The sequence below is a fragment of the Nocardia sp. CC213A genome, assembly GCF_030766805.1.
Taxonomy (GTDB): Bacteria; Actinomycetota; Actinomycetes; order Mycobacteriales; family Mycobacteriaceae; genus Nocardia; species Nocardia otitidiscaviarum.
Genome location: NZ_JASFXA010000022.1, coordinates 24,487 through 48,396, shown reverse-complemented (window position 1 = coordinate 48,396; position 23,910 = coordinate 24,487). Strand labels below are relative to the sequence as shown.

General features: G+C 68.6%; 20 protein-coding genes and 1 tRNA gene. 15 read left to right on the top strand and 6 right to left on the bottom strand.

The window, feature by feature from the left end; all coding sequences use genetic code 11:
• The first annotated feature begins 19 nt into the window (after positions 1-19).
• Entirely contained in the window at positions 20-580 is a 561-nt protein-coding gene (locus QJS31_RS30975) for an ATP/GTP-binding protein (RefSeq protein ID WP_029926863.1), read from the top strand.
• A gap of 349 nt (positions 581-929) precedes the next feature.
• Here the strand turns inward: QJS31_RS30975 and QJS31_RS30970 are convergent, their stop codons facing one another.
• A complete protein-coding gene (locus QJS31_RS30970) occupies positions 930-1,250 on the bottom strand; it encodes a hypothetical protein (protein ID WP_143984285.1) in 321 nt (106 codons plus the stop codon).
• A gap of 459 nt (positions 1,251-1,709) precedes the next feature.
• Here QJS31_RS30970 and QJS31_RS30965 point away from each other — a divergent pair, with 459 nt between their 5' ends.
• Complete coding sequence (locus QJS31_RS30965) at positions 1,710-2,432, top strand: DUF4254 domain-containing protein (protein ID WP_282776251.1); 723 nt, start codon at positions 1,710-1,712, stop codon at positions 2,430-2,432.
• Between the two features lie 183 nt (positions 2,433-2,615).
• On the opposite strand, the gene QJS31_RS30960 is transcribed toward QJS31_RS30965, so the two are convergent.
• Genes QJS31_RS30960 through QJS31_RS30950 form a run of 3 tightly spaced genes read right to left on the bottom strand, consistent with a single transcriptional unit; the run spans position 2,616 to position 5,198 of the window.
• A complete protein-coding gene (locus tag QJS31_RS30960; protein ID WP_282776250.1) occupies positions 2,616-2,957 on the bottom strand; it encodes a hypothetical protein in 342 nt (113 codons plus the stop codon).
• A complete protein-coding gene (locus tag QJS31_RS30955; protein WP_282776248.1) occupies positions 2,958-4,106 on the bottom strand; it encodes an acyl-CoA desaturase in 1,149 nt (382 codons plus the stop codon).
• A gap of 15 nt (positions 4,107-4,121) precedes the next feature.
• Entirely contained in the window at positions 4,122-5,198 is a 1,077-nt protein-coding gene (locus QJS31_RS30950) for a ferredoxin reductase (RefSeq protein WP_282776246.1), read from the bottom strand.
• Positions 5,199-5,396: 198 nt separating this feature from the next.
• Between QJS31_RS30950 and QJS31_RS30945 the strand changes: the two genes are divergently transcribed.
• Positions 5,397-6,017: a TetR family transcriptional regulator gene (locus QJS31_RS30945; RefSeq protein ID WP_282776328.1), complete on the top strand. Its 621-nt coding sequence runs from the start codon at positions 5,397-5,399 to the stop codon at positions 6,015-6,017.
• A 4-nt stretch (positions 6,018-6,021) separates the two neighbouring features.
• On the opposite strand, the gene QJS31_RS30940 is transcribed toward QJS31_RS30945, so the two are convergent.
• Positions 6,022-7,386 (bottom strand): MFS transporter, encoded by a 1,365-nt coding sequence (locus tag QJS31_RS30940; protein ID WP_306358367.1) that lies wholly within the window; start codon positions 7,384-7,386, stop codon positions 6,022-6,024.
• Positions 7,387-7,520: 134 nt separating this feature from the next.
• Between QJS31_RS30940 and QJS31_RS30935 the strand changes: the two genes are divergently transcribed.
• From QJS31_RS30935 to lysA, 5 genes are all read left to right on the top strand, one after another.
• A complete protein-coding gene (locus tag QJS31_RS30935) occupies positions 7,521-8,096 on the top strand; it encodes a PadR family transcriptional regulator (protein WP_306358366.1) in 576 nt (191 codons plus the stop codon).
• Positions 8,097-8,114: 18 nt separating this feature from the next.
• Positions 8,115-10,142 (top strand): NADPH-dependent 2,4-dienoyl-CoA reductase, encoded by a 2,028-nt coding sequence (locus tag QJS31_RS30930; protein ID WP_282785344.1) that lies wholly within the window; start codon positions 8,115-8,117, stop codon positions 10,140-10,142.
• Entirely contained in the window at positions 10,142-10,717 is a 576-nt protein-coding gene (locus tag QJS31_RS30925; protein ID WP_282785345.1) for a VOC family protein, read from the top strand. Before QJS31_RS30930 ends, QJS31_RS30925 begins: the two co-directional genes overlap by 1 nt.
• Before the next feature lie 152 nt (positions 10,718-10,869).
• Entirely contained in the window at positions 10,870-11,664 is a 795-nt protein-coding gene (gene cmrA / locus QJS31_RS30920; RefSeq protein ID WP_282785346.1) for a mycolate reductase, read from the top strand.
• Positions 11,665-11,806: 142 nt separating this feature from the next.
• Positions 11,807-13,147 (top strand): diaminopimelate decarboxylase, encoded by a 1,341-nt coding sequence (lysA, locus tag QJS31_RS30915; RefSeq protein WP_282785347.1) that lies wholly within the window; start codon positions 11,807-11,809, stop codon positions 13,145-13,147.
• Between the two features lie 38 nt (positions 13,148-13,185).
• Here lysA and QJS31_RS30910 read toward each other — a convergent pair whose 3' ends face one another.
• Positions 13,186-15,072 carry a helicase HerA-like domain-containing protein gene (locus tag QJS31_RS30910; RefSeq protein WP_306358365.1) on the bottom strand — a complete coding sequence of 629 codons (1,887 nt, stop codon included), beginning with the start codon at positions 15,070-15,072 and terminating at the stop codon, positions 13,186-13,188.
• Positions 15,073-15,537: 465 nt separating this feature from the next.
• Here QJS31_RS30910 and orn point away from each other — a divergent pair, with 465 nt between their 5' ends.
• From orn to QJS31_RS30875, 7 genes are all read left to right on the top strand, one after another.
• On the top strand, positions 15,538-16,176 hold the full coding sequence (orn, locus tag QJS31_RS30905) for an oligoribonuclease (RefSeq protein ID WP_282783626.1): 639 nt from the start codon (positions 15,538-15,540) through the stop codon (positions 16,174-16,176).
• 54 nt (positions 16,177-16,230) lie between these two features.
• Positions 16,231-16,303: transfer RNA gene (locus QJS31_RS30900), tRNA-His, on the top strand.
• 149 nt (positions 16,304-16,452) lie between these two features.
• A complete protein-coding gene (locus tag QJS31_RS30895; protein WP_039810996.1) occupies positions 16,453-16,866 on the top strand; it encodes a hypothetical protein in 414 nt (137 codons plus the stop codon).
• 49 nt (positions 16,867-16,915) lie between these two features.
• Positions 16,916-17,392 carry an Lrp/AsnC family transcriptional regulator gene (locus QJS31_RS30890; RefSeq protein ID WP_029926833.1) on the top strand — a complete coding sequence of 159 codons (477 nt, stop codon included), beginning with the start codon at positions 16,916-16,918 and terminating at the stop codon, positions 17,390-17,392.
• A gap of 197 nt (positions 17,393-17,589) precedes the next feature.
• The gene (locus QJS31_RS30885; protein WP_306358364.1) at positions 17,590-21,066 is read left to right on the top strand and encodes an indolepyruvate ferredoxin oxidoreductase family protein; all 3,477 of its coding nucleotides are present in this window, start codon (positions 17,590-17,592) and stop codon (positions 21,064-21,066) included.
• Positions 21,067-21,259: 193 nt separating this feature from the next.
• Positions 21,260-22,330: a Glu/Leu/Phe/Val dehydrogenase dimerization domain-containing protein gene (locus tag QJS31_RS30880; RefSeq protein ID WP_282783639.1), complete on the top strand. Its 1,071-nt coding sequence runs from the start codon at positions 21,260-21,262 to the stop codon at positions 22,328-22,330.
• A gap of 34 nt (positions 22,331-22,364) precedes the next feature.
• Positions 22,365-23,855 carry an amino acid permease gene (locus tag QJS31_RS30875; RefSeq protein ID WP_282783631.1) on the top strand — a complete coding sequence of 497 codons (1,491 nt, stop codon included), beginning with the start codon at positions 22,365-22,367 and terminating at the stop codon, positions 23,853-23,855.
• Positions 23,856-23,910: the final 55 nt, after the last annotated feature.

Genomic DNA, 23,910 nt, shown 5'->3' with positions numbered 1-23,910 from the left:
CGTCACCGCCGCACCCGCCCTGGCCTCCTCCGTGAAGATCGTCGTGAGCGGCGGTTTCGGGGTCGGCAAGACCACCTTCATCGGGGCCATCTCCGAGATCGAGCCGCTGGCCACCGAGGCCGCCATGACCGAGGTCTCGGTGGGCGTGGACACTCCCGGCCGCGACACCGGCAAGACCACCACCACGGTGGCGCTCGACTTCGGCCGCCTCACCCTGGACCGATCCTTGGTGCTGTACCTGTTCGGCACGCCCGGCCAGGAGCGCTTCGAATTCCTCTGGGACGATCTGCTCGACGGCGCCCTGGGCGGCGTCGTGCTGGTGGACACCGACCGGATCGAGGACTGCTATCCGGTGCTCGACTTCTTCGAACGGCGGCGCACCCCATTCGTGGTGGCGGTCAACCGATTCGACGCCGGGCAGCGGTTCGAACTCGACGAGGTACGCGAGGCGCTGGAAATCGATCCGGCCATCCATCTCATGGATTGCGATGCGCGCGACCGGAAATCGGTGCAGGCGGTGCTGGTCGCGCTGCTGGAGCAGGTCCTGCTGCGCCGCCGCGCGCCCGCGCTGGCGGGATGAACACCGCCCACACGAAGACCGCCCCGGATGCGCTCGCATCCGGGGCGGTAGCCCGAAAACCCTTCGCGGGCGGTATCAGCCGCCGAAGGAACCCGTCCAGAGGGTGCTCAGAATGCCGTGCAGCGCGGCCGAACCGGTGCTGAACAGACCGTTCAGGGCGGCGCTACCGGTGTCGATGATAACCGGGATCATGGAATCAACCTCTCTGTCGTATGGCGCCCCCGGCGAGGATTTCCCGTCGTGGACGTGACCACACTGCCGACGCAGACTTACAGCGCACTGGCCGGTAGCTGAGAGATCGCTGAGTCCCGTTGTGGGTAGTGTCACCGTAACGAAAGCCGGTGCGCGCCTATCGCGGAGGCTGCGCCCCGGCCGAATACAGACTCACCTCGCCGTCCTCCCCCAGGAAGGCGTTGACCAGCATCGTCGCCGAGGTACGCAACTCGTCCGGTTCGGGTGCGGCGGTGGTGATGGAGATCTGCGGGATGGCGGCCCAGTTGACGACGTAGCGCTCCGGCGGGCCGTTGTCGGTGGACAGGTGCGCGAGCCGGAACACCGACACGGTCCGGCGAACCATGAGCGTGCGCACCACTTCCGCGATTCGCTCCGGGTCTTCCAGTGCGAACATGAAACCGAAGGTCAGCTCCGGTGAGGACACGTATGCTGGCACGAATATCGAGGCTATCCCCGCGAACCCGTCCGGCCCGGTCGCCACGCCCTGCGGATTGCCATCGATGCGCCTGACGATCACCGGGTCGCATGCGCCGACGGTCCCGGCGCGCGGGTGCACCCGCGCCGGCAAGCCGGGCGCTCAGGTGTCGAATCGCCTCGAACCGCACCCCGTGTGTGACCGTCCTGTAATGGTGTATAACGATTCCCCGGCAGCTTCGGCGAATCGCACGCCCACTGGTTGCGCGTCTCCGACAGTCGCGCCAACCTGGATATGTCCCGTATTTCGGACAGTCTTCTCATCGCATCGTCGCGGATTTCCCGGTTTCTTCACCGTGTCGTTTGAGTGGTGGGCTGTGCGTTCCGGCATACGGGGCTGCGCCGGAGCCGAGGGGAGCCCCTCCCCGAAACCCCCTCGGCCCTGGCGCATCCAACACCACAGACAGTCGAGGGTGGAAGTATGACAACCGACTACGGCGCAGCGGTTTTCGGGGAAGAACTGCCGATGTCCGGGGCGCGACTACCCGCACCGGCCACCCTCCTGCGGGCCTTCCGCGAACCGGTCGCCACCGACCGCCCGGACCGCGACGTCCTCGACGCCGCCCATGAGCTGGTGCAATGCCACGAACGCCGACACCAGGCGCAGCAGTCCGCGCACGCCAGCGGGGCCACCCCGCGCCGCGTCGCGCACTGCAGCCAGGTCGTGGAGAACATCGACGCCCGCCGCTCGGAACTCGTCGAACGCATCGACACCTGGGTGGCCGCCAATATCGCGCATCGCAGCGGAGCCTCGCTGCACACCGAGACCCTGGGCGCGGTCATCGATCGAATGGCGGCGAAATGGGTTGCGGCACAACAGGCTTTGGGCATGCCCAGCAGTTCCGCCCGGCCCCCCACGGCCGACGGCCGCCCCCGCCCACGCATCGGACCCCATCGAGGTGACGGGCCACCGGTCCACACCGGCGACGGCCCACGCGGCGGTGCCGACGATTCCGCACGAGGCACTGGCACCGGCCGGGAACACATCGCCAAGAACGGCGACGACGCCGCGCGGCGCAATGGCAGGCGCGGCGTCGACCGGGAAACACATCTACTTTGGTACCGCCTGGCCGAGCTGGCCGACGGCTACCGGGATCTGATCACCGACGTGGCCGAGCACCGGCGTCGGCTGCCCGTGTGGTGACCTGCGCGGATGATCGGCCGCAGGGTCCGGGGACGCGGCGCGTCGCCGGGCGGTGCACCGGGACGCACCCCGGCTCGGCCTCGGTGAACCGGCCGCGGCGGCCCGCCCACCACCGGTCGGCGTGGGGGCATCCGGCTGCCACCCCCGCGCCGACAGGACCCCGATTGCCCGGCGTAATGACGGTCAGTACTGGCGAGGTTCGACCACGACCTCGGCGTCGATGACGTCCCCGGAAGGGGAACGCTTGGGCGAAACATCTTGCGGCGCAGCAATATCCGCGTCATCGTCGAGACCATCGACGCTGCCCGCCGCATCACCCTCCGCGGCACGCTGTGCCTCGGCGTCCCGGGCGGCGGCCGCGGCGGCCTCACGCATCTCGATGGCGTCGGTGATCCAGTCGCCGATCTCGCGGGTCACCTCGGCCACGGTGCCGGTGATGATGTTCGCGATATTGCCGACGTGCTTCGCGCCCGACGACGTCAATTCCTGGATCAGATCCTTGTTGCTCTCGAATTTTCCGATCATCTAAACGCCCACTTCGCTCGGCTTCCCCCGCCGCATGACGATAACACCCGGCTGCGGCGACTTCTTGACGAGGAAGTCCGGCAGTGCCAGCTTGAACAGCTTCGCCCACACCGAGCCGATCTGCTTGCCGAGCCGACCGGCGTTGTACGGCAGGCCGTACTTCTCGCACAGCGCGCGGACCTGGGGCGCGATCTCCGGGTAGCGGTTGGCGGGCAGATCCGGGAACAGGTGGTGCTCGATCTGGTGCGACAGGTTGCCCGACATGATGTGGAACAGCTTGCCGCCGGTGATATTGGCCGAACCCAGCATCTGCCGGACGTACCACTCACCGCGCGTCTCCTCAGCGGTCTCCTCCTTGGTGAACGTCTGTACGCCGGAGGGGAAGTGCCCGCAGAAGATGATCGAGAAGGCCCAGACGTTGCGGATCAGATTGGCGGCCGCGTTGCCCGCCAGCGTGGACAGGAACAGCGGCCCGGTCAGCGCCGGGAACACGATGTAGTCCTTGAGCACCTGCCGCCCGGACTTGCGCCACTGTCCGATCAGCAGCGGCTTGATATCCGACCACTTGCGCTTACCCTGCACGATGTTCTCGGCCTCGAGGTCGTGCAGCATGACGCCCCACTCGAACAGCACCATCAGCCAGAACGCGTAAATGGGGTTGCCCAGGTAGTAGGGGTTCCACTTCTGGCCCTCGTCGATACGAAGGATGCCGTACCCGATATCCCGGTCCATGTCGTGGATATTGGTGAAAGTGTGGTGCATGTAGTTGTGCGAGTGCTTCCACTGGTCGGCGGGGCAGACCGTATCCCACTCGAACACCCGCGAGTTCAGGCCCGGTTCACGCATCCAGTCGTACTGGCCGTGCATGACGTTGTGGCCGATCTCCATATTGTCGAGGATCTTGGACACGCCCAGGGCGGCCACGCCCGCCAGCCAGAACGGCGGCAGGAAGCCCAGGTACATCAGGCCGCGCCCGGCGATCTCGAAGCCGCGCTGCGCTTTGATGATCGTGTAGATGTATTCGCGGTCGCGCTCGCCCAGGTCGGCGACGACACGGGCGCGCAACTCGTCGAGTTCGCGGCCGATCTCCTCGACCTGCTCGGCGGACAGGACCAGGGGTCCCGCGGTGGTTTCGGTCAGAATCGCCATGATGAACCCTCCTTTTCAGATGGCGATGTCAACGTCCCCGACCGGGGCGTTGATGCAGAGCTGGATGGGCTGATCCGGGTCGCTGTCGAGCTCCCCGGTGCGCAGATTGCGGGTGCACCCGCTGGTCTTGACCGCCGTGCAGGAGAAGCAGATCCCCATGCGGCAGCCGTATTCGGGCGTGAGTCCGGCGGCCTCGGCCTGCTCGAGCAGGGTCGCGCCGGAATTGGCGGCGGTGACGCCGCTGCCGGAGAAGGTGACCTCGCCCTCGGCGGTCTCCGGATCGGCCGGGGCCACCGTTAGCGTGAACTCCTCGCTGTGCAGGTGGTCGGCCAGTTGCTCGGCCTCGTAGACGGTGCGCACCGCGTTCATGAGCGCGGGCGGGCCGCACAGGTAGGTCTCGGCGTCGGCGAACCAGGGGGCGAACTCCTCCAGCTGGTCGTAGGAGAAGCGGTGCCCCGGATCGCGTTCCGGATACAGCAGCTCGATGCGCACATTGCCGTGCTGCATGGCGATGGCGTCGAGTTCGGCGCGGTGCGGCACCATTTCCGGAGCACGGTTGTAATGCAGGAAGACGACCTGGCCGGCGTAGCTCTCGGCCGCCAGGGTGCGCAGCATGGACAGCACGGGGGTGATGCCGCTGCCACCGCTGATGAGCACGATGCGGTCCGGGCGCGGGTCGGGCAGATGGAACACTCCCGCCGCCGGGGACAGGTCCACCACCATGCCGGGGATGGCGTGCGCGTTGAGGTACTGGGAGACGAGGCCGTTCGGGTGGGCCTTGACGGTGAGTTCGATATGCCGGTCGCGGCGGCTCTGCGTATTCACCGGCGAGTAGCAGCGGGTGTGGCGCACGCCGTCGATGACCACGCCGATCTGCACGTACTGCCCCGCCAGGTGTCCGGTCCACTGCCGGGTGGGGCGCAGGGTCAGGGTCACCGAGCCCTCCGCGCTGCCCGGCCCCGGATGACGGCGCACGTGGGTGATCTCGGCGCGCATATCGCGCACAGTCAAGGTCGGGCGCACCAGCTCGAGGTAGCGGTCCAGCGGGTGCGGGCTGGTGAGCGTCTGCACCAGTTCGAGCAGTCCAACCATGCGGGCCTCCTGTCGCGTCGCCGAGTTCGCCTCGGCGCGCCCCGTCGATCTTGCGGTGCACCGGGAGCACTAGCTCGCCAGCTTTTCGGTGCACATCTGTACACTGAACTAGTCTGCCGAGTACCCGGCCTCGAGTGCAACCAGCAGTTCGTGTGACCCACGCGACATCTCGTGAAGGAACTGAATGTGAACGCATGTATGCTCATCGACGTGAGCGAGCAGGCAGCTACCCGAGTCGAACGCAAGGAACGCACCCGCGCCGCGCTCCTCGAAGGCACCCTCGCTCTCGCCGCCGACCGCGGGTTCGCCGCCCTGAGCCTGCGCGAGATCGCCCGCTCCGCGGGCATCGTGCCGACCGCCTTCTACCGGCACTTCACCTCCCTCGACGAACTCGGCGCCACCCTGGTGGATCAGGGCGTCCGCGAACTCCGCCTGGCCCTGCGGGAACTGCGCCGCACCCCCGACGCCCGCCTGGCCGAGACCGTCCGCTTCGTCTTCGAGCAAGTCGACGGCAAGGAAGATCTCTACGGCTTCCTGCTCCGCGAACGCCACGGCGGTTCCGCGGCCCTGCGCGGCGCCATCTCCGTCGAACTACAGCTCATAGTCCGCGAACTGGTGGTCGACCTCTCCCGCATCCGCGCCCTCGACGCCTGGTCCCACGACGACCTCGAACTGGCCGCCGACCTCATCGTCTCCACCGTCGCCGCCCGCATAGCCGACTACATCACCGCCGCCCCCCACGACCACACCCACCTGATCGACACCGCCGTCCGCCAGGTCCGACTGATCTCCCTCGGCATGAGCGCCTGGCGCCCGTGAGCCGTCAGTCGGCGCGCAGCGCGGGGGCGCGCACCGGCAGCAGGGCGAGCAGGCCGATCGTCAGCACCAGCAGCAGGCCGACTATGCCCGCGCGGTCGGCGTCGAAGGCGTAGGCGAAGAGGCCGAAAAGGGTGGGGGCGAGGAAGGATACGGCTCGGCCGGTGGTGGTGTAGAGGCCGAACATCTGGCCTTCGCGGCCGGGTGGGGCGAGGCGGGCCAGGAAGGAGCGGGCGGAGGCTTGGGCGGGGCCGACGAAGACGGTGAGCAGGAGGCCGAAGATCCAGAACATGAGGGGGCCGGAGACCGCGAGTAGCGCGGTGCCGCAGATGATCATGGACACCAGTGACACCACGATGACGGATTTGGGGCCGACGCGGTCGTCGAAACGGCCCGCGACGACGGCGCCGAGGGCGGCGACCACGTTCGCGGCGATGCCGAACAGCAGCACGTCGGCGTCGGCGATGCCGTAGACGTTCACGGCCAGGACCGCGCCGAAGGTGAAGACACCCGCCAGGCCGTCGCGGAAGACCGCGCTGGCCAGCAGGAAACCGACCGTGCGGCGGTCGACGCGCCAGAGTTCACGCAGGTCTCGCCACAGCACCCGGTACGAGGTGAGCAGGGCGCGCCACCAGCCGGTCAGCCTGCCGCCGGTCCGAACCCGCACGGCCGCACCGGGATCGGCGTCGGTGCGCGGCAGCTCCGGAACCAGGAACAGCACCGGCAGGGCGAAGGCGGCGAACCAGACGGCCGCCAGCACCGCCACCAGCCGGATGTTCAGGCCGGTATCGGTGGGGACGCCGAACAGGCCGCGGAAATCGCCGTCACCGCTGATGAAACCGAAATAGCAGATGAGCAGCAGCAGGATGCCGCCGAAATAGCCCATGGCCCAGCCGAATCCGGAGACGCGGCCCACCGTGGCGGGCGTGGAGACCTGGCGCAGCATGGCGTTGTAGGGGACGTTCGCGAGTTCGAAGAAGGCCGAGCCGAAGGCCAGCAGCACCAGACCCAGCCACAGGTAGTGGTAGTCGTCGCGCACGAAGAACATGAGCGACATGCTCAGCACGGTCAGCCCGGTCAGAATCGCCAGGGAGAGTTTGCGTTTGGCGGTGGCGTCGAACCACTGGCCGCTCACGGGCGCGGTGAGGGCCACCACCAGACCCGCCGCTCCCAGCGCCCACCCCAGCCAGGCGCTCGCCGAGATGTCACCGGGCAGATTCTCGCCCACCTTGTCGGTGAGGTACACCGAGAATACGAAGGTGAGGATCACGGCATTGAACGCCGCCGAACCCCAGTCCCACAGCCCCCACGCGACCACCTGCCCGCGACCACTGGCCTGCCCGACCGTCGCCTGACCCGAAACCTCCGCCATCAGCGCAGGGTATGCGACGAATCGGAAACGGCGGCGGGAAACACGCCACCGTGCACGCGGCGGCCATGCGGCCGTGCCCAGGCTCACTATGCACCGAGTTGCATAGTACAAGTCGTCGCAGTTATCCTCGGCGCATGGCCCTCGAACACGCGTTGCTGGTATCGCTGACCGAGCGCGCCAGTTCGGGCTACGAACTGGCGCGCCGCTTCGACAAATCCATCGGCTTCTTCTGGAACGCCACCCACCAGCAGATCTACCGCGTCCTCAAGCGTATGGAACAGCATGGCTGGGTGAGCGCCGAGGCCGTGGCACAGGACGGGCGACCGGACAAGAAGGTGTACACGGTCAGCGACGCCGGGCGAGCCGAACTCACCCGCTGGATCGCCGAACCCCTCGACATCGGACCCATGCGCAACGAGCTGGGCGTGAAGCTGCGCGCCGCCTCACACGGCGACATCCCCACGCTCTGCACCGAGGTGACCCGCCTGCGCGATCAGCACGCCCAACGACTCGAGCTGTACCGCGCCTTCGAGAAGAAGGACTTCTCCGCACCGGATCGACTCTCCGGGACGGCCCTGCACCAGTACCTCGTCCTGCGCGGCGGCATCCGCGTCGAGGAGGGGTTCGTCGACTGGTGCGATGAAATCCTCGCCGCCCTGCGGCGGGACACGGACCCGCGAGGCGACACAGCCCCGTCGCCCGCGCCTTGAGAAAGGCAGTGCTCAGCGATGAGTCTCTATCCGCACCTCGTCGAACCGCTCGACCTCGGATTCACCACCCTGCGCAACCGGGTGGTGATGGGTTCCATGCACACCGGTCTGGAGGATCGCGCGTGGAACACCAACAAGCTCGCCGCCTACTTCGCCGAACGCGCCAAAGGCGGTGTGGGACTCATCATCACCGGCGGCTACGCCCCCAACCGCACCGGCTGGCTGCTGCCCTTCGGGGCGAAACTGACCAATAGGACCGAGGCGTACCGGCATCGCGCCATCACCAAGGCGGTACACGCCGAGGGCGGCAAGATCGCCCTGCAGATCCTGCACGCGGGCCGCTACTCGTATATGCCCGGCAGCGTGTCGGCCTCTTCGATCAAGGCCCCGATCAACCCCTTCCGCCCGCGCGCCCTGTCATCCAGGGGCGTCGAGCAGACCATCGACGATTACGCGCGCTGCGCCCAGCTGGCCAAGTTCGCGGGCTACGACGGCGTCGAGATCATGGGCGGCGAGGGCTATTTCATCAACCAGTTCCTGGTGCCGCGCACCAACAAACGCAAGGACAAGTGGGGCGGCAGCTCCGAGAACCGCCGCCGCATCGCCGCCGAGATCGTCGAGCGGGTGCGCGCGGCCACCGGACCGGATTTCATCATCGTATTCCGGCTATCCATGGCCGATTTCGTGGAGAACGGCCAGACCTGGGACGAGATTGCCGCTGTCGCACGGGATGTGGAGGCCGCCGGGGCCACCATCATCAATACCGACATCGGCTGGCACGAGGCGCGCGTGCCCACCATCGTCACCTCGGTGCCGCGCGCGGCGTTCGTGGAATGGACCGCGAAAGTCAAAGACATCGTGAGCATTCCGGTGTGCGCGTCGAACCGCATCAATATGCCCGAGACCGCCGAGGAGATCCTCACCCGCGGCGACGCCGACCTCATCTCGCTGGCCCGCCCGCTGCTGGCCGACCCGGACTGGGTGGTCAAGGCGCAGGAGGCGCGCACCGACGAGATCAACACCTGCATCGCCTGCAACCAGGCCTGCCTCGATCACGCCTTCCAGGCCAAACACGTGTCCTGCCTGCTGAACCCGCGTGCAGGTCACGAAACCGAACTGAAGCTGCTGCCCACCCGGCGCACCCGACGTTTCGCCGTGGTCGGGGCGGGCCCGGCCGGACTCTCCGCGGCGGTCAGCCTGGCCCAACGCGGTCACCACGTGGACCTGTACGAATCCGATGACAAGATCGGCGGCCAGTTCGACATCGCCCGGCGCATTCCGGGCAAGGAGGAGTTCAACGAGACCATCCGCTACTACACGCGGATGATCGAGGTCGCGGGCGTGCGCCTGCATCTGGAGACCCGCGCCACCGCCCAGCAGCTCATCGACGGGAACTACGACGAGGTCATTCTGGCCACCGGCGTGCGGCCCCGCATCCCGAAGATTCCGGGCATCGACCACCCGAAGGTGCTCACCTACGCCGAGCTGGTGCGCGACGGCAAGCCGGTCGGCAAGAAGGTGGCCGTGATCGGCGCGGGCGGCATCGGCTTCGACGTGAGCGAATTCCTCACCGTGGAAGGGCATCCCAGCCTCAAACTCGACGAGTGGAAAGAGGAGTGGGGCGTCACCGACGATGAGAACGTGCGCGGATTCGTCACCACCCCCAAGCCCTCCCCCGCCGCCCGGGACGTGGTGCTGCTGCAACGCAAGACCTCATCCTTCGGCAAGGGGCTCGGCAAGACCAGCGGCTGGGTGCACCGGGCGGCGGTGAAGGCCAAGGGCGTCGAGCAGATCGGCGGCGTGAATTACGAGCGCATCGACGACCGCGGCCTGCACATCAGCTTCGGCGAGAAGCGGGAACGGCCGCGGGTCATCGAATGCGACAACGTGATCCTCTGCGCCGGACAGGAATCCGTGCGGGAACTGGAGGAGCCGCTGCGGACGGCGGGCGTGCGGGTGCATCTCATCGGCGGTGCGGACCTGGCCGCCGAACTCGACGCCAAACGCGCCATCGACCAGGGCACCCGCCTGGCGGCGGCGCTGTAATGCCGCTGCTGACCCGCCTCGGCCTGCCCGGAGACGAGCGAGCCTGGGCGGCACTGGGATTCACCGTCACCGACGGCGCCGTGCGCATCGGCCAGGTGACGTGCACCTTCGGCGAACCCGCGTGGGGTTTCGACGCGGTGCACGCCGACCCGGCGCTGCTGGACGTCCCGGCCCTGCTGGATACGACGGACGCACCGCCCGCGGCACCGCATCCGAACGGCGTGACCCGCGTGGACCACATCGTCTACTGGGTCCCCGACCTGGACACGGCGGTCGAGGACCTGAACGCGGTCCTCGGCGTGCCCCCGCGCCGCCGCTTCCACCCGCGCGGCCCCGACGGCCCGGAAATGGCCTTCTACCGCGTCGGCGAAGCCTTCATCGAGGTCGTCACCTCCGGCCTGCCCCGAGCCCTGGTCGGCGTCGCCTTCATGGCCGACGACCTGGATGCCACGGTCGCGGCCGTGCGTGCCGCGGGCGGTCCCATCGGCGATCCCAAGCCCGCCGTCCAGGGCGGCCGCATCGCCAGCGTCTGGCGGGGACATGTCAACTGGGGCATTGCCTTCATGGAGAAGTAGACCGCAGACGCGACAACTGATCTCGCGAGGCGAGGGCAACTCGTCGGGTACGTCCAGCATGGTTTCGGCACTCACCGCCGGCACGCGCGCACGACTGGCGACGGCTGTCAACCGCGCGCTGCGAATTCGGGAGGCGGGTAAGCTCGCCAACCGTGAGTCTTCCCGCACCCACCGCTGACAACCGTGCCGTCATCACCGGAGCCTCGTCCGGTATCGGCACCGCCCTCGCCACCGAGCTCGCGTCGCGCGGCTACAACGTCATCCTCGTCGCCCGACGCGAGGATCTGCTGAACCAGCTGGCGCAGCGGCTGACCGAGAAGTACGGCGTGATCGCCGAGGTGCGGGCGGTGGACCTGTCCGATCGGGAGCAGCGGGCTCCGCTGGCCAAGGAGCTGTCCGGCCGCGATATCGCGATCCTGTGCAACAACGCCGGGGTGGCCACCTTCGGGGCGCTCGCCGACCTGGATCTGGACTACGAGCGCGACATCATGGAACTCAATGCCGTCGCCGTGCACGATCTGTCCCTGGCGGTGCTGCCGGGCATGCTGGCGCGGCGCGCCGGCGGCATCCTGATCACCGGTTCGGCGGCGGGCAATATGCCCATCCCGAACAATGCCACCTATGCCGCGAGCAAGGCGTTCACCAACACCTTCTCCGAATCGCTGCGCGGTGAGCTCAAGGACACCGGCGTCCACGTCACGCTGCTGGCCCCCGGCCCGGTGCGCACCGACAACCCGGATCAGGAGGATGTGGGCAACAAGATCCCGGACTTCGTCTGGGTCTCCGCCGCGCACGCCGCCAAGATCTCCATCGACGGCCTGGCCCGCAACCGGATGCGCATCGTCCCGGGCGTGCTCAGCAAGGGGATGAGCCTGGCGGGGCAGTTCGGCCCGCGTTCCATCACCTCGGTGGTCGCCGGCTCGGTGTACAAGAAGCTGGGCAGCTGACCGGCTGAGGGGTCAGGAATCCGTCAAGATCGGCCGGGAGGCCGTCAAAGCAGCGTTACCGTACGCGCCGGTCCCCCGGAACCGGCGTAGTCCTGACATCGGCCCCGCATACCGAACGGCGGGGACGACAGCTGGAGACACCGTGACGCTGCTCGACATGTTCCCCTCCCTGGGATCGACGATGGTGCCGCGACTGGCCCCGTCGGTCTGGCCGACCGACACCCACTACGACACGGACGGCCGCATCACCGTCGGCGGGGTGGCCCTCTCCGATATCGCCGACCAGTACGGCACCGCCACCTACGTGCTCGCCGAGGACGAGGTGCGCGCCCGCTGCCGCGCCTACCGCAAATACTTCCCGGACGCGGAGGTCATCTACGCGGGCAAGGCGCTGCTCACCCGGGCGGTAGCGGAATGGGTTACCTCCGAAGGGCTTTCGCTGGACGTCTGCTCGGCCGGAGAACTAGCCATAGCCCTGGCGGCCGGTGTCGACCCCAAGCGAATCATCCTGCACGGCAACGGGAAACCGTTCCACGAGATGCAGGCGGCGGTGCGCGCCGGTGTCGGTCGCATCGTGATCGACTCGCTCACCGAGATCCCGCTGCTGGCCGCGCTGGCCACCACACCGCAGCGGGTGCTGCTGCGCATCTCCCCCGATATCGACATCGACTCGCATCCGGCCGTGCGCACCGGCGTCGCCGATCAGAAGTTCGGCTTCCCGGTGGGCAGCGACCTGGCCGCCGAAGCGGTGGAACGCGTGCTGCGGCAACCGAATCTGCGCCTGGTCGGCTTCCACTGCCATCTCGGCTCGCAGATCCACGACACCTTCCCGTTCGGGGAGGCGGTCCGCCGCCTGGTCTCCGCCATGGCGCGGGTGCGCGACGACCACGACCACCTGCTCACCGAACTGGATCTGGGCGGCGGGCACGCGGTGGCCTACCGGTGCGGTGACGCCGAGATGAACCTGCCCGAACTCGCCGACATCGTCGAGGACGCCCTGGACGCCGCCTGCGCGCGCTACGGCTTCCCGCGCCCGGGGATCGCCGTCGAACCCGGCCGCGCCATCGTGGCGCGGGCCGGGATCACGCTGTACCGGGTGCTGTCCATCAAGCGGATCGACGACGGCCACACCTACGTGACGGTGGACGGCGGCATGAGCGACAACCCGCGCGTGGCGCTGTACGGCGCGCGCTACGACGCCGTGGTCGCCAACCGGCACACCGTCGGCCCGGAGATGACCGCCACCGTCGCGGGCCGCTACTGCGAAGCGGGCGACATCCTCGCCGCCGACGTGCGTCTGCCCGCCGACCTGCGGCCGGGTGAGGTGCTGGCGGTGCCGTGCACCGGCGCGTACCACCACAGCCTCGCCTCCACCTACAACGGCGTCGGCCGCCCGCCCATCGTGGCGATCAGCGGCGGCCGCTGCCGCGAACTGCTGCGCCGCGAGACGGTCGACGATCTGCTGCGCCGCGACGTGGGCTAGCGGCCGTCAGGCGCGATCCGTGGGCCGGCAGGGTGCGGTCACCGCTTCCTGGTGCCGAAGATGCTGCGGCCGATCTCGCGTCCGGCCACGGTGGCGGCGGAGCGCAGGAAGTTCTTGAAGGCCGCGTTGTTGACGATCTTCTCGGCCATGGACTCCTCCACCGGCTCGGCCCGGCGGGAGCGGGAGCGGGTGGGCGCGGGTTCGTCCTCGGCCCGCTCCGCCGCGGCGGCGACCTTCTCGGCGAGGATCTCGTAGGCCGAATCACGGTCGATGGTCTGGCCGTATTTGGCGTACAGGGTGCTCGACTGGGCGCGGGAGCGGATGCCGTCGTCGCCGATAGTGTCCATGAGCGAACGCGGCGGCTGCATGCGGGCCCAGGCCACCGGGGTGGGCGCGCCCTTCTCCGACAGCACGGTGACCACCGCCTCGCCGATACCCAGTGAGGTGAGCGCCTTCTCGAGGTCGTAGGTGGCGGTCTTCGGGTAGGTGCGCACGGTCTTGGACAGCGCCTTCTGGTCCTCCGGGGTGAAGGCGCGCAGCGCGTGCTGGATGCGTGCGCCCAGCTGCGAGAGCACCGAGTTCGGGATGTCGGTGGGCAACTGGGTGCAGAAGAACACGCCGACGCCCTTGGAGCGGATGAGCTTCACCGTCTGCTCCACCTGGTCCAGGAACGCCTTGGACGCGTCGTTGAACAGCAGATGCGCCTCGTCGAAGATGAACACCAGCTTCGGCTTGTCCATATCGCCGATCTCCGGCAGCGTCTGGAACAGATCGGCCAGCACCCACATGAGGAAGGTCGAGAACAGCTGCGGCCGCGCGGCCTGCGAACCCAGTTCGAACAGCGTGATCACGCCCTGACCGCCCGCGGTGCGCAGCAGATCCGACGGATCCAGTTCGGGTTCGCCGAAGAAGGTGTCGCCGCCCTCGGCCTCCAGGTTCACCAAGGCGCGCAGGATCACGCCCGCCGTGGCAGCGGAGACACCGCCGATACCCTTGAGATCCTCCTTGCCCTCCGGGCTGGTGAGGAACTGGATCACCGACCGCAGATCCTTCAGATCCAGCAGCGGGAAGCCGTTCTTGTCCGACCAGTGGAAGATCAGGCCCAGGGTGGATTCCTGGGTTTCGTTGAGTCCCAGCACCTTCGACAGCAGAATCGGCCCGAACGAGGTGATGGTGGCGCGAATGGGCACCCCGATGCCACCGGTGCCCAGCGAGACGAACTCGCACGGATACCCGGTCGGCTGCCAGTCCGGATCGCCGGTCTCCTCGGCCCGCCGCAGAATCTTGTCATTGGACTGTCCCGGCTGCGCGAGCCCGGACAGGTCTCCCTTGATATCGGCGAGCACCACCGGCACCCCCGCCGCCGACAACTGCTCGGCGATGCCCTGAATGGTCTTGGTCTTACCGGTCCCGGTGGCCCCCGCGACCAATCCGTGGCGGTTCATGGTCTTCATCGGAATGCGCACGCGCGCGGAGGGATTCACCTCGCCGTCCACGATGACGGTGCCCAGCTCGAGGGCGAGCCCCTCGAAGGCGTAACCGGCCGCGATGGCCTCGGCCGCCGGCGCGGCGGACCCGGCCGAATTCGGCGCGGCGGAGCCGGACTTGCCGCCGACGGCCCCATCGCCGCCCGCCCCGGGTCCGGCCGATGTGCCGTCGCCCGCGCCGGCGGCGTCAGACGCCGCAGCCGCCTCGACGGACGATCCCGCCGCGTCCTGTACCGCCGCGTCCGGTACCGCCGCGTCATTCACGGCCGCGGCTTCCTTCCGCGCGGCTTTCCTCTCCGCGGTTTCCTTCTCCGCCACTTCCTGTTCGGCCGCTTCCCGCTCGGCGGCCTCGGCCGCGGCGGCCGCCTCCGCCGCGACGCGCGCCGCTTCCTCCGCGGCCTTACGGGCCGCCGCTGCCTTTTCCTGCGGGGTGGTCATCGCGCCGTCCTCCGTTGATCTGCCACTGCCTGCTCTGCCGAACGCACCGCCGAACAACAAACCGACCGCCTGATAACGCGCGGATCTGCTGGCAACGATAACGCGCGGTCGGTCCGCCAACCCGCCCCGACGCGGCCGAAAGACCGGCACCACCGCGACGGCCAGCCGCCGGGGCCGCCGCACCGGGCCCTCCGACACGCCAACTCGGCCATGCGCCGCGCCTCCAGCGCGCCCGCCCGGCACTCCACCGCGCCCCCGACACACCCCGCCCGGCACTCCACCGCGCCCCCGACACACCCCGCCCGGTACTCCACCGCACACCCCGGCGCGCCCGCGCGGTACGGTCCCACGCTGTCGCGCCGGATCGATGGCGACCCGCATCATCCGACGCCACGCCGAACACGCTGGGGCAACGCCATCCGGGTGCGCCCGGCGGACCAGGACCGAACGGCTACTGTGTCTCCGGTGAGCGACAAGTACCTGGTGTGGATCGACTGCGAGATGACGGGCCTACGGCTCGACAGCGACAAGCTGATCGAGGTGGCCGCGCTCGTGACCGACAGTGACCTCAATATCCTCGGCGACGGCGTGGACATCGTGATCCACGCCGACGATGCCGCGCTGGCCGCCATGCCGCCGGTGGTGACCGATATGCACGCCCGCTCCGGGCTGACCGAGGAGGTCCGCCGCTCCACCGTCACCGTCGCCGAGGCCGAACAGCAGATCCTCGACTACATCAAGCAGTACGTGCCCACCCCGCGCACCGTGCCGCTGGCGGGCAATTCCATCGCCACCGACCGCGGCTTCATCGCCCGCGACATGCCCACCCTGGACGCGCACCTGCACTACCGCATGATCGATGTCAGCTCCATCAAGGAACTGGCCCGCCGCTGGTACCCCCGCATCTACTTCGGCCAGCCGGAGAAGGGCCTCGCCCACCGCGCCCTGGCCGATATCCGCGAATCCATTCGCGAGCTCGAGTACTACCGCCGCACCGCGTTCGTCCCCGCCCCCGGCCCCTCCACCGCGGAGATCGCCGCCGTGGCCGCCGACTTGACCGGCACCGAATCCCACCCCGGAAACACCCCCTCATCAGCCGATTAGGAACTCGACGCCGGTTCGCGCTACGATCTACCGCGCCGGAAGTTACCGGCGATGGTGACCGTAGTTCAGTTGGTAGAGCACCAGGTTGTGATCCTGGCTGTCGCGGGTTCGAGTCCCGTCGGTCACCCCGAGCGGAAGCCCGGTCCATCGCGGACCGGGCTTCTCGCATATCCGGCCCGAATGTGTTTCCGGCCGCAGTGCGCCATCGGGGTTTTCGCCCACCATGATCGTGGGAATCCCCAGGGGACGGGAAATCCATGAGGACGGATGCGAAAGATGTTCGGTAGGAATGCTGTTGCCACCACCGTCCTGGCAGTCGCGCCGCTGTTCGGCGCCGCCGGGACCGCGGTATCCCCCGCGTCTCCCACCACGGCGGAACCGGAGTCTCCGGCCGAGGTCGACGTCAAGGGCATGCTGCGCGATCACCGCGGGCGCGTCGGCGAGCAGGCGCGCGTCTACGGTCTCGTGTACTCCGACGCGGCGGTATGGACGCTGGCCTTCGTGTCCGGCGCACCGGAGGAGTACTACACCATCAACGGATCCCGCGCACAGGTGGTGGGCACGGGCGGCGACGCCGTCCGACAGGGGGACGTCTTCACCGGCACCATCACCCTGACCGGCAAGGACAATCTCGGCGATCCGGTGGTCCGGCTCGACGACGTGACGATCATCGGGCACCGCTGGGAATGACCACCTCCGGCGTTCGGGGCACACCGGAAACGCTGTGCCACAATGCGGCATGACCATCAAGATCGACGCATTGGACTCCGCGCTGCTGGCGGAGCTGGCGTCCGACCCGCGTGCGCCGATTCTCGAACTGGCGCAGCGGCTGGGCATCGCGCGCAATACCGTGCAGGCGCGGATGAAGCGGCTGGAGGCCGCGGGCGTCGTGGTCGGTTACCCGCCCAGTATCGACCTGCAGGCCATCGGCTTCGCGGTACACGCACTGCTGGGCATCGAACTCGATCAGAACAAGATGGATGCGATCGTGGCGGCGCTGCGGGAGTTCCCGCACGTCTTGGAGGTGCACGCGACCACCGGCCGGTCGGATCTGCTGGTGCGCATCGCCGCGGAGACGCAGCAGGATCTGCTGGAGATCATCCAGCGGGTGCACGCGATTCCCGGCGTGAAGCACACCGAGACCATGCTCGCGCTGGCGACGCCGATCCCCTACCGGGCCCTGCCGCTCGTGGAGTACCTGACCGGTCGACAGTAATGTGACCGGCGACACCCGCACTCGAGCAAAATGACGCGCGGCCCCGAGTGCCCTAGATCACTTTTGAGCAATCTGATCAACGTTTTGCCCGACTGTTGACACAGATCACACCTTCACGGCAGATTTCGCTGCACCGATCGCTAGTCCCTTCGTTCGCAGCTCACGATCTGGGTTGTGGAAAGTGTGGTGAAGAGTTCATGACCAGCGTTGCCTGCCCGTCCTCGCTACCGCAGGCCGAGCCGACCGCGCCGTACGACCTCGCCGACCGGTATCGCTCCGGGGCCGGACCGGTCCTGCTCACCGGTGTCCAGGCCATCGCCCGGCTGCTGGTCGAACAGCATGTGCGTGATATCCGCGCGGGCCGTCGGGTGGCGACCTTCGTCTCCGGCTATCAGGGCAGCCCGCTGGGCGGCGTGGACAAGATGCTGCTCGGCATGCCGAACGTGCTGGCCGAACACGACATCACCTTCGTGCCGGGCCTGAACGAGGAACTCGCGGCCACCTCGGTGTGGGGCAGCCAGGCCGATCTGCCCGCGGGAACGCCGACCCACGACGGCGTGGTCGGCGTCTGGTACGGCAAGGGGCCCGGTGTGGACCGCGCCACCGACGCGCTGCGGCACGCCAATATGTACGGCGTCAATCCGCGCGGCGGGGTGCTGCTGCTGGTCGGCGACGATCCGGCCTCGAAATCGTCCACGGTGCCCGCGGTGAGCGAACGTTCGCTGGCGGCCATGGGGATTCCGGTGCTGTTCCCGCGCAACGCGGAGGAGATCATCACCATGGGCATGCAGGGCGTGGCGCTCTCGCGCGCCTCGGGCTGCGTGGTGGCCATGAAGATCGTCGCCGATGTGGCGGACGGCGCGTGGACCGTCGATGCCTCGGTCGCGGACCGGCCGTTGACGGTGCCCGAGATCACCTGGGAGGGGCGGCCTTTCGTCTACCGGCAGCGGCCCATGGCGGCGCCGACCGACAGTGTGCTGGCCGAGGCCGACCTGTACGGTCCGCGCTGGGAGCTGGTGCGCACCTTCGGCGCGGTCAACGACCTCGATGTCATCGAGGTGAACCCCACCGACGCCAAGGTCGGAATCGCCGCCACCGGAACCACTTTCGATGCCGTGCGGCAGGCGCTGCTCGATCTCGGCGTCGACGACGCGGCCCTGCACCACGCGGGCATCCGGCTGCTGCGCATCGGCATGCCCTATCCCCTCGGCGCGACGCGGATCACCGAGTTCGCCCGCGGTCTCGACCAGCTCATCGTGGTCGAGGACAAGACCGCCTTCATCGAAACCCAGATCCGCGAAATCCTCTACGACACAACCGATGCCCCGCGTGTGCTCGGCAAGCACGACGAGCGCGGGGCGCTGCTCATGCCCTTCGACGGCGAACTCACCCCGGGTCGCCTGCTCGGCCCACTGCGCCGGGTGCTGCGCGACCACGTGGAGTTGAAGAAGGCCGCGCCGCCGCCGCTGTCGCTGGAGGTGCTGTCCGCCAAGCGCACCCCGTACTTCTGCTCCGGCTGCCCGCACAATCGCTCCACCGCCCTGCCCGAGGGCTCCATCGGCGGCGGCGGCATCGGCTGCCACACCCTGGTGACCATGTCCGGCCGCGACGACAGCGCGGTGACCGGGCTGACCCAGATGGGCGGCGAGGGCAGCCAGTGGATCGGGCAGGCCCCCTTCACCGATGTGCCGCACCTGTTCCAGAACATCGGCGACGGCACCTTCTTCCACTCCGGGCAGCTCGCCGTGCAGGCGTGTGTGGCCGCGGGCGTGAACATCACCTACAAGCTGCTGTGGAACGAAGTCGTCGCCATGACCGGCGCACAGGACGTCGAGGGCGGGCTCACCGTCGCGCAGCTCACCCACAAACTCGCCGTCGAGGGCGTCAAGCAGATCATCATCTGCGCCGACGAACCCAAGCGGCACAACCGGAAAGCCCTCGCCAAGGGCACCCTGCTGTGGCATCGCGACCGGCTCGACGAGGCCCAGCGGATGCTGCGCGAGATCAAGGGCGTCACCGTGCTGATCTACGACCAGCACTGCGCCGCCGACGCCCGCCGCCAGCGCAAACGCGGCAAGCTGCCCGTGCGCAACACCCGCGTGGTCATCAACGAGGCCGTGTGCGAGGGCTGCGGCGACTGCGGGGTCAAGTCGAACTGCCTGTCGGTGCAGCCGGTGGAGACCGAATTCGGCCGCAAGACCCGTATCGACCAGACCTCCTGCAATACCGACTACAGCTGCCTGGACGGCGACTGCCCGTCGTTCGTCACCGTCGAGCTGACGCCGGAGGACAAGCAGAACCGCAAGCGGGACAAGCAGCTCGAACCCCCGACGGCGCCCGATCCGGGGCTGGGCGCGCCACGGCGCACCCAGAATGTGCTCATCGCCGGTATCGGCGGCACCGGCATCGTCACGGTCAACCAGGTGCTGGCCACCGCCGCGCTGCGCGCCGGATACGAGGTGGAAAGCCTCGACCAGATCGGGCTGAGCCAGAAGGCCGGACCGGTCATCTCCCATCTGCGGTTCTCCGCAACGGAATTGGAGCCATCCAACCGACTCACTCCGGGCAGCGCGGACTGCGTCGTGGCCATCGACCTGCTCACCGCCGCCGACCCCAAGAACCTCCAGTACGGCGATCCGGCGACCACCGTGGCGGTCGCCTCCACCAGCCAGACCCCCACCGGTGACATGGTGTACGACAAGTCGGTCGGCTACCCGGCCACCGACTCGCTGCTGGAACGCCTGGCGTCGGTGTCGAATTCACTGCGGCAGTTCGACCACCTGGCGGCGGCACAGCAGCTGTTCGGCAATACCGCCGCGGCCAACTTCCTGATGGTCGGCGCGGCCTTCCAGACCGGCGGTCTGCGCCTGCCCGCCGCCGCCATCGAGGAGGCCATCGGCATCAACGGTGTCGCGGTGGCCGCCAATATCGCCGCCTTCCGGTGGGGGCGGGTCGCGGTCGCCGATCCGGCCGCCTTCCAGGCCGCGGTCGAGCCCGCCCGGAAGCGCCGCGAGCGACCCGCCGTACCCGCGAACCTGTTGGCCGACACCACCTTCGACGGCGAGGTGCGCCGACTGGTGGAACTGCGCGCCGCCGAACTGGTGGGCTACCAGAACGCCAAGGTGGCCCGGAACTACGTCGAGACGGTGCAGTTCGTGTGGGACGCCGAGCGCACCGTCACCGAGCGCACCGACTTCAGCGCGGCCGTGGCGCGCGGACTGCACAAGTTCACCGCCTACAAGGACGAGTACGAGGTCGCCCGGCTACTGGTGGATCCGGACTTCCTCGCCGACGTCCGGGCGCAGGTGCCCGGCGGCGCGAACCTCACCTACAAGCTGCATCCGCCGGTGCTGCGCGCCCTCGGCCGCAAGAAGAAGATCGGTCTCGGCCCGAAATCGCATGTGGCGCTGAAGGTGCTCGCCAAGGGCAAGGCGCTGCGCGGCACCAGGCTGGACCCGTTCGGCTACGCCCACGTGCGCAAGGTGGAGCGGGAACTGCTGTCCCACTACACCGCCATGGTGCGCCGCCTCGCCGTCGAGCTGAGCACCGACACCTACGACACCGCCGCCGAGGCCGCCGCCCTGCCCGATGTGGTGCGCGGCTACGAGGACATCAAGCTCGGCAACGTCGAGCGCTACCGCTCCGCACTGCGCGAACTCGGCATCGAGTTCTGAACCGACGCTGACACCGTCACACCCGCACGTCATACCGCCGTGCCTGCCTGCGACCACATCCCTTGTGCCCGACAGTTATTCGTGACGCACGGGCACCCGCCGCGAACCCGCGGCACCCGACACCGCCACACCCCGGCGGTAACCACCGCCGCCGCACCCCGGCGGCAGCCAGAAAGGAACCATTGTGACCGCGATGCACACCGACGCAGGGGTTTTCGCCCGCTCCCACGAAGTGAGCGCCCGAAGCCACGAACAGGTCGTGTTCTGCGAGGACGACCGGACCGGACTGAAGGCGATCATCGCCATCCACTCGACGGCGCTCGGGCCCGCACTCGGCGGCACCCGCTACTACCCCTACGCCAGCGAGGCGGCGGCACTCGAGGATGTGCTGCGGCTGTCCTGGGGCATGACCTACAAGGCGGCGGCAGCGGGCGTGAATCTGGGCGGCGGCAAGGCCGTCATCATCGGCGATCCGGCTGTGCACAAGACCGAGGCGCTGCTGGCCGCCTACGCGCGGTTCGTGGAAACCCTCGGCGGCCGCTACATCACGGCCGGTGACGTCGGCACCAACACCGACGATCTCGACATCATCGGCAAGCACACCGGCCACGTGACCGGCCGCAGCAAGGCCGCGGGCGGTTCCGGCGACAGTGCCCGGCTCACCGCCCTGGGCGTCTTCCACTCCATGCGCGCCGGTGCCGAATCCGTCTGGGGCCAACCCACTCTCGCGGGCCGCACAGTGGGGGTCGAGGGCGTCGGCAAGGTCGGCCGCGAACTCATCGCCCTGCTGCTCGAAGACGGTGCGGAGGTCTGCGTCACCGATGTGAACGAGGCAGCGCTACAGCAGGTTTCGCAGGCGCACCCGGCGGTGCGGCTGCTGAGTTCGGTGGCCACCGCGCCCGTGGACGTGTACGCGCCCTGCGCGCTGGGCGGCACGCTCACCGCCGCGAGCGTGGCCGACATCGAGGCCAAGCTGGTCTGCGGCGCGGCCAACAACCAGCTGGCGACACCCGCGGTGGAGGACGCGCTCGGCGAGCGCGGCATCACCTGGGTTCCCGACTTCGTGGCCAACGCGGGCGGACTCATCCAGGTGGAGGGTGAACTGCGCCGGGCCGACGCGGCCGCCGTCGAAGCCGATGTGACCCGCATCTTCGACCGCTGCCGCGACATTCTCGCCGCGGCGCGGACCGAGGGCATCGGTTCCGGCGCCGCCGCCAACCGATTCGCCGAGCGGCGACTCGACGCCATCCCGCGCGCGATCTGACAGCGCCGCGGGGAGTTTCAGAGAGGAGACAACAGTGGCGATCGCGAGCGGATTACTCCGCACCAAATCCGTCGAACAGTCGATTCGGGATACCGATGATCCGGATGCCAAGCTACGCAAGGACCTGACGGCCCGCGACCTCACCATCTTCGGTGTGGCGGTGGTCATCGGCGCGGGCATCTTCACCCTCACCGCCCGCACCGCGGGACACGTCGCGGGACCGTCGGTTTCGCTGGCCTTCGTCTTCGCGGCCATCGCCTGCGGGCTCACGGCGCTGTGCTATGCCGAGTTCGCCTCCACGGTGCCGGTGGCGGGCAGTGCGTACACCTACGCCTACGCCACCTTCGGTGAGCTCATCGCGTGGATCATCGGCTGGGATCTGATCCTGGAGTTCGCGCTCGCGGTCTCGGTGGTGGCCAAGGGGTGGTCGCAGTACCTGGGCGCGGTGCTCGGTACCGACGCGCCCATCCTCACCATCGGTTCGATCCACTTCGACTGGGGCGCGGTCACCATCATCGCCGCCGTCGGCGTGCTGCTGGCCACCGGCACCAAACTGTCCTCACGGGTGTCGGCCATCGCGGTGGCCATCAAGCTCGGGGTGATCGCGCTGGTGCTGGTGGTCGGCGCGACCTATTTCAAGGCGTCGAACCTGTCGCCCTACATTCCGCCCGCGCAGGAGTCGGAGAAGGCCGAGGGGCTGCGGCAGTCGCTGTTCGCCTTCCTGACCGGTTCCGGCGGCACCAGTTTCGGCTGGTTCGGGCTGCTGTCTGCGGCCAGCCTGGTGTTCTTCGCCTTCGTCGGCTTCGACGTGGTCGCCACCACCGCCGAGGAGACCCGCAACCCGCAGCGCGATATGCCGCGCGGCCTGTTCGGTTCGCTCGCCATTGTGACCGTGCTCTACGTGGCCGTCTCGCTGGTGCTCACCGGTATGGTGTCCTACACCCAGCTCCAGGGCGAGAACGCCACCCTGGCAACGGCTTTCGCCATCCACGGCGCGACGTGGGTGAAGAACATCATCGCCATCGGCGCGCTGGCGGGCCTGTCCACCGTGGTCATGGTCATGTTCCTGGGCCAGACCCGGGTGCTGTTCGCCATGGCGCGCGACGGGCTGCTCCCCCGCGGTCTCGCGCACACCGGCTCGAAGGGCACCCCCGTCCGGCTCACCGTCATCGTCGGCGTGGTCTGCGCGCTGCTCGCGGGATTCGTGGATTTCGGCACGCTCGAGGAAATGGTGAACATCGGCACGCTGGTCGCCTTCGTCATGGTCTCCATCGGGGTGCCCATCCTGCGCCGCACCCGACCGGACCTGCCGCGCGGCTTCCGCGTCCCGTTCGTCCCGGTGCTGCCCATCGTGGCGGCGCTGGCCTGCCTGTGGCTGATGGTCAACCTGTCCATCGAGACCTGGCTGCGCTTCGTGGTCTGGATGGTGCTGGGCACCGTCATCTACTTCAGCTACAGCCGCCACCACTCGGTGCTGGGACGCACGCGCGATCTCGACGACCCCGTCGTCACACCGGTGCGGTAGCCACCCGCCGATCGCGGAAACCCCGGCCCGATCATGAGGGGGGCCGGGGTTTCAC

Coding starts and splice junctions, on each gene's coding strand:
- QJS31_RS30935 (WP_306358366.1), top strand. CDS start 7,521: ATGGCCCTCGAACACGCGTTGCTGGTATCGCTGACCGAGCGCGCCAGT.
- QJS31_RS30940 (WP_306358367.1), bottom strand. CDS start 7,386: ATGGCGGAGGTTTCGGGTCAGGCGACGGTCGGGCAGGCCAGTGGTCGC.
- QJS31_RS30950 (WP_282776246.1), bottom strand. CDS start 5,198: ATGGTTGGACTGCTCGAACTGGTGCAGACGCTCACCAGCCCGCACCCG.
- QJS31_RS30945 (WP_282776328.1), top strand. CDS start 5,397: ATGCTCATCGACGTGAGCGAGCAGGCAGCTACCCGAGTCGAACGCAAG.
- QJS31_RS30880 (WP_282783639.1), top strand. CDS start 21,260: ATGCACACCGACGCAGGGGTTTTCGCCCGCTCCCACGAAGTGAGCGCC.
- QJS31_RS30960 (WP_282776250.1), bottom strand. CDS start 2,957: ATGATCGGAAAATTCGAGAGCAACAAGGATCTGATCCAGGAATTGACG.
- QJS31_RS30930 (WP_282785344.1), top strand. CDS start 8,115: ATGAGTCTCTATCCGCACCTCGTCGAACCGCTCGACCTCGGATTCACC.
- QJS31_RS30890 (WP_029926833.1), top strand. CDS start 16,916: ATGACCATCAAGATCGACGCATTGGACTCCGCGCTGCTGGCGGAGCTG.
- QJS31_RS30910 (WP_306358365.1), bottom strand. CDS start 15,072: ATGACCACCCCGCAGGAAAAGGCAGCGGCGGCCCGTAAGGCCGCGGAG.
- QJS31_RS30955 (WP_282776248.1), bottom strand. CDS start 4,106: ATGGCGATTCTGACCGAAACCACCGCGGGACCCCTGGTCCTGTCCGCC.
- QJS31_RS30965 (WP_282776251.1), top strand. CDS start 1,710: ATGACAACCGACTACGGCGCAGCGGTTTTCGGGGAAGAACTGCCGATG.
- QJS31_RS30895 (WP_039810996.1), top strand. CDS start 16,453: ATGTTCGGTAGGAATGCTGTTGCCACCACCGTCCTGGCAGTCGCGCCG.
- QJS31_RS30885 (WP_306358364.1), top strand. CDS start 17,590: ATGACCAGCGTTGCCTGCCCGTCCTCGCTACCGCAGGCCGAGCCGACC.
- QJS31_RS30925 (WP_282785345.1), top strand. CDS start 10,142: ATGCCGCTGCTGACCCGCCTCGGCCTGCCCGGAGACGAGCGAGCCTGG.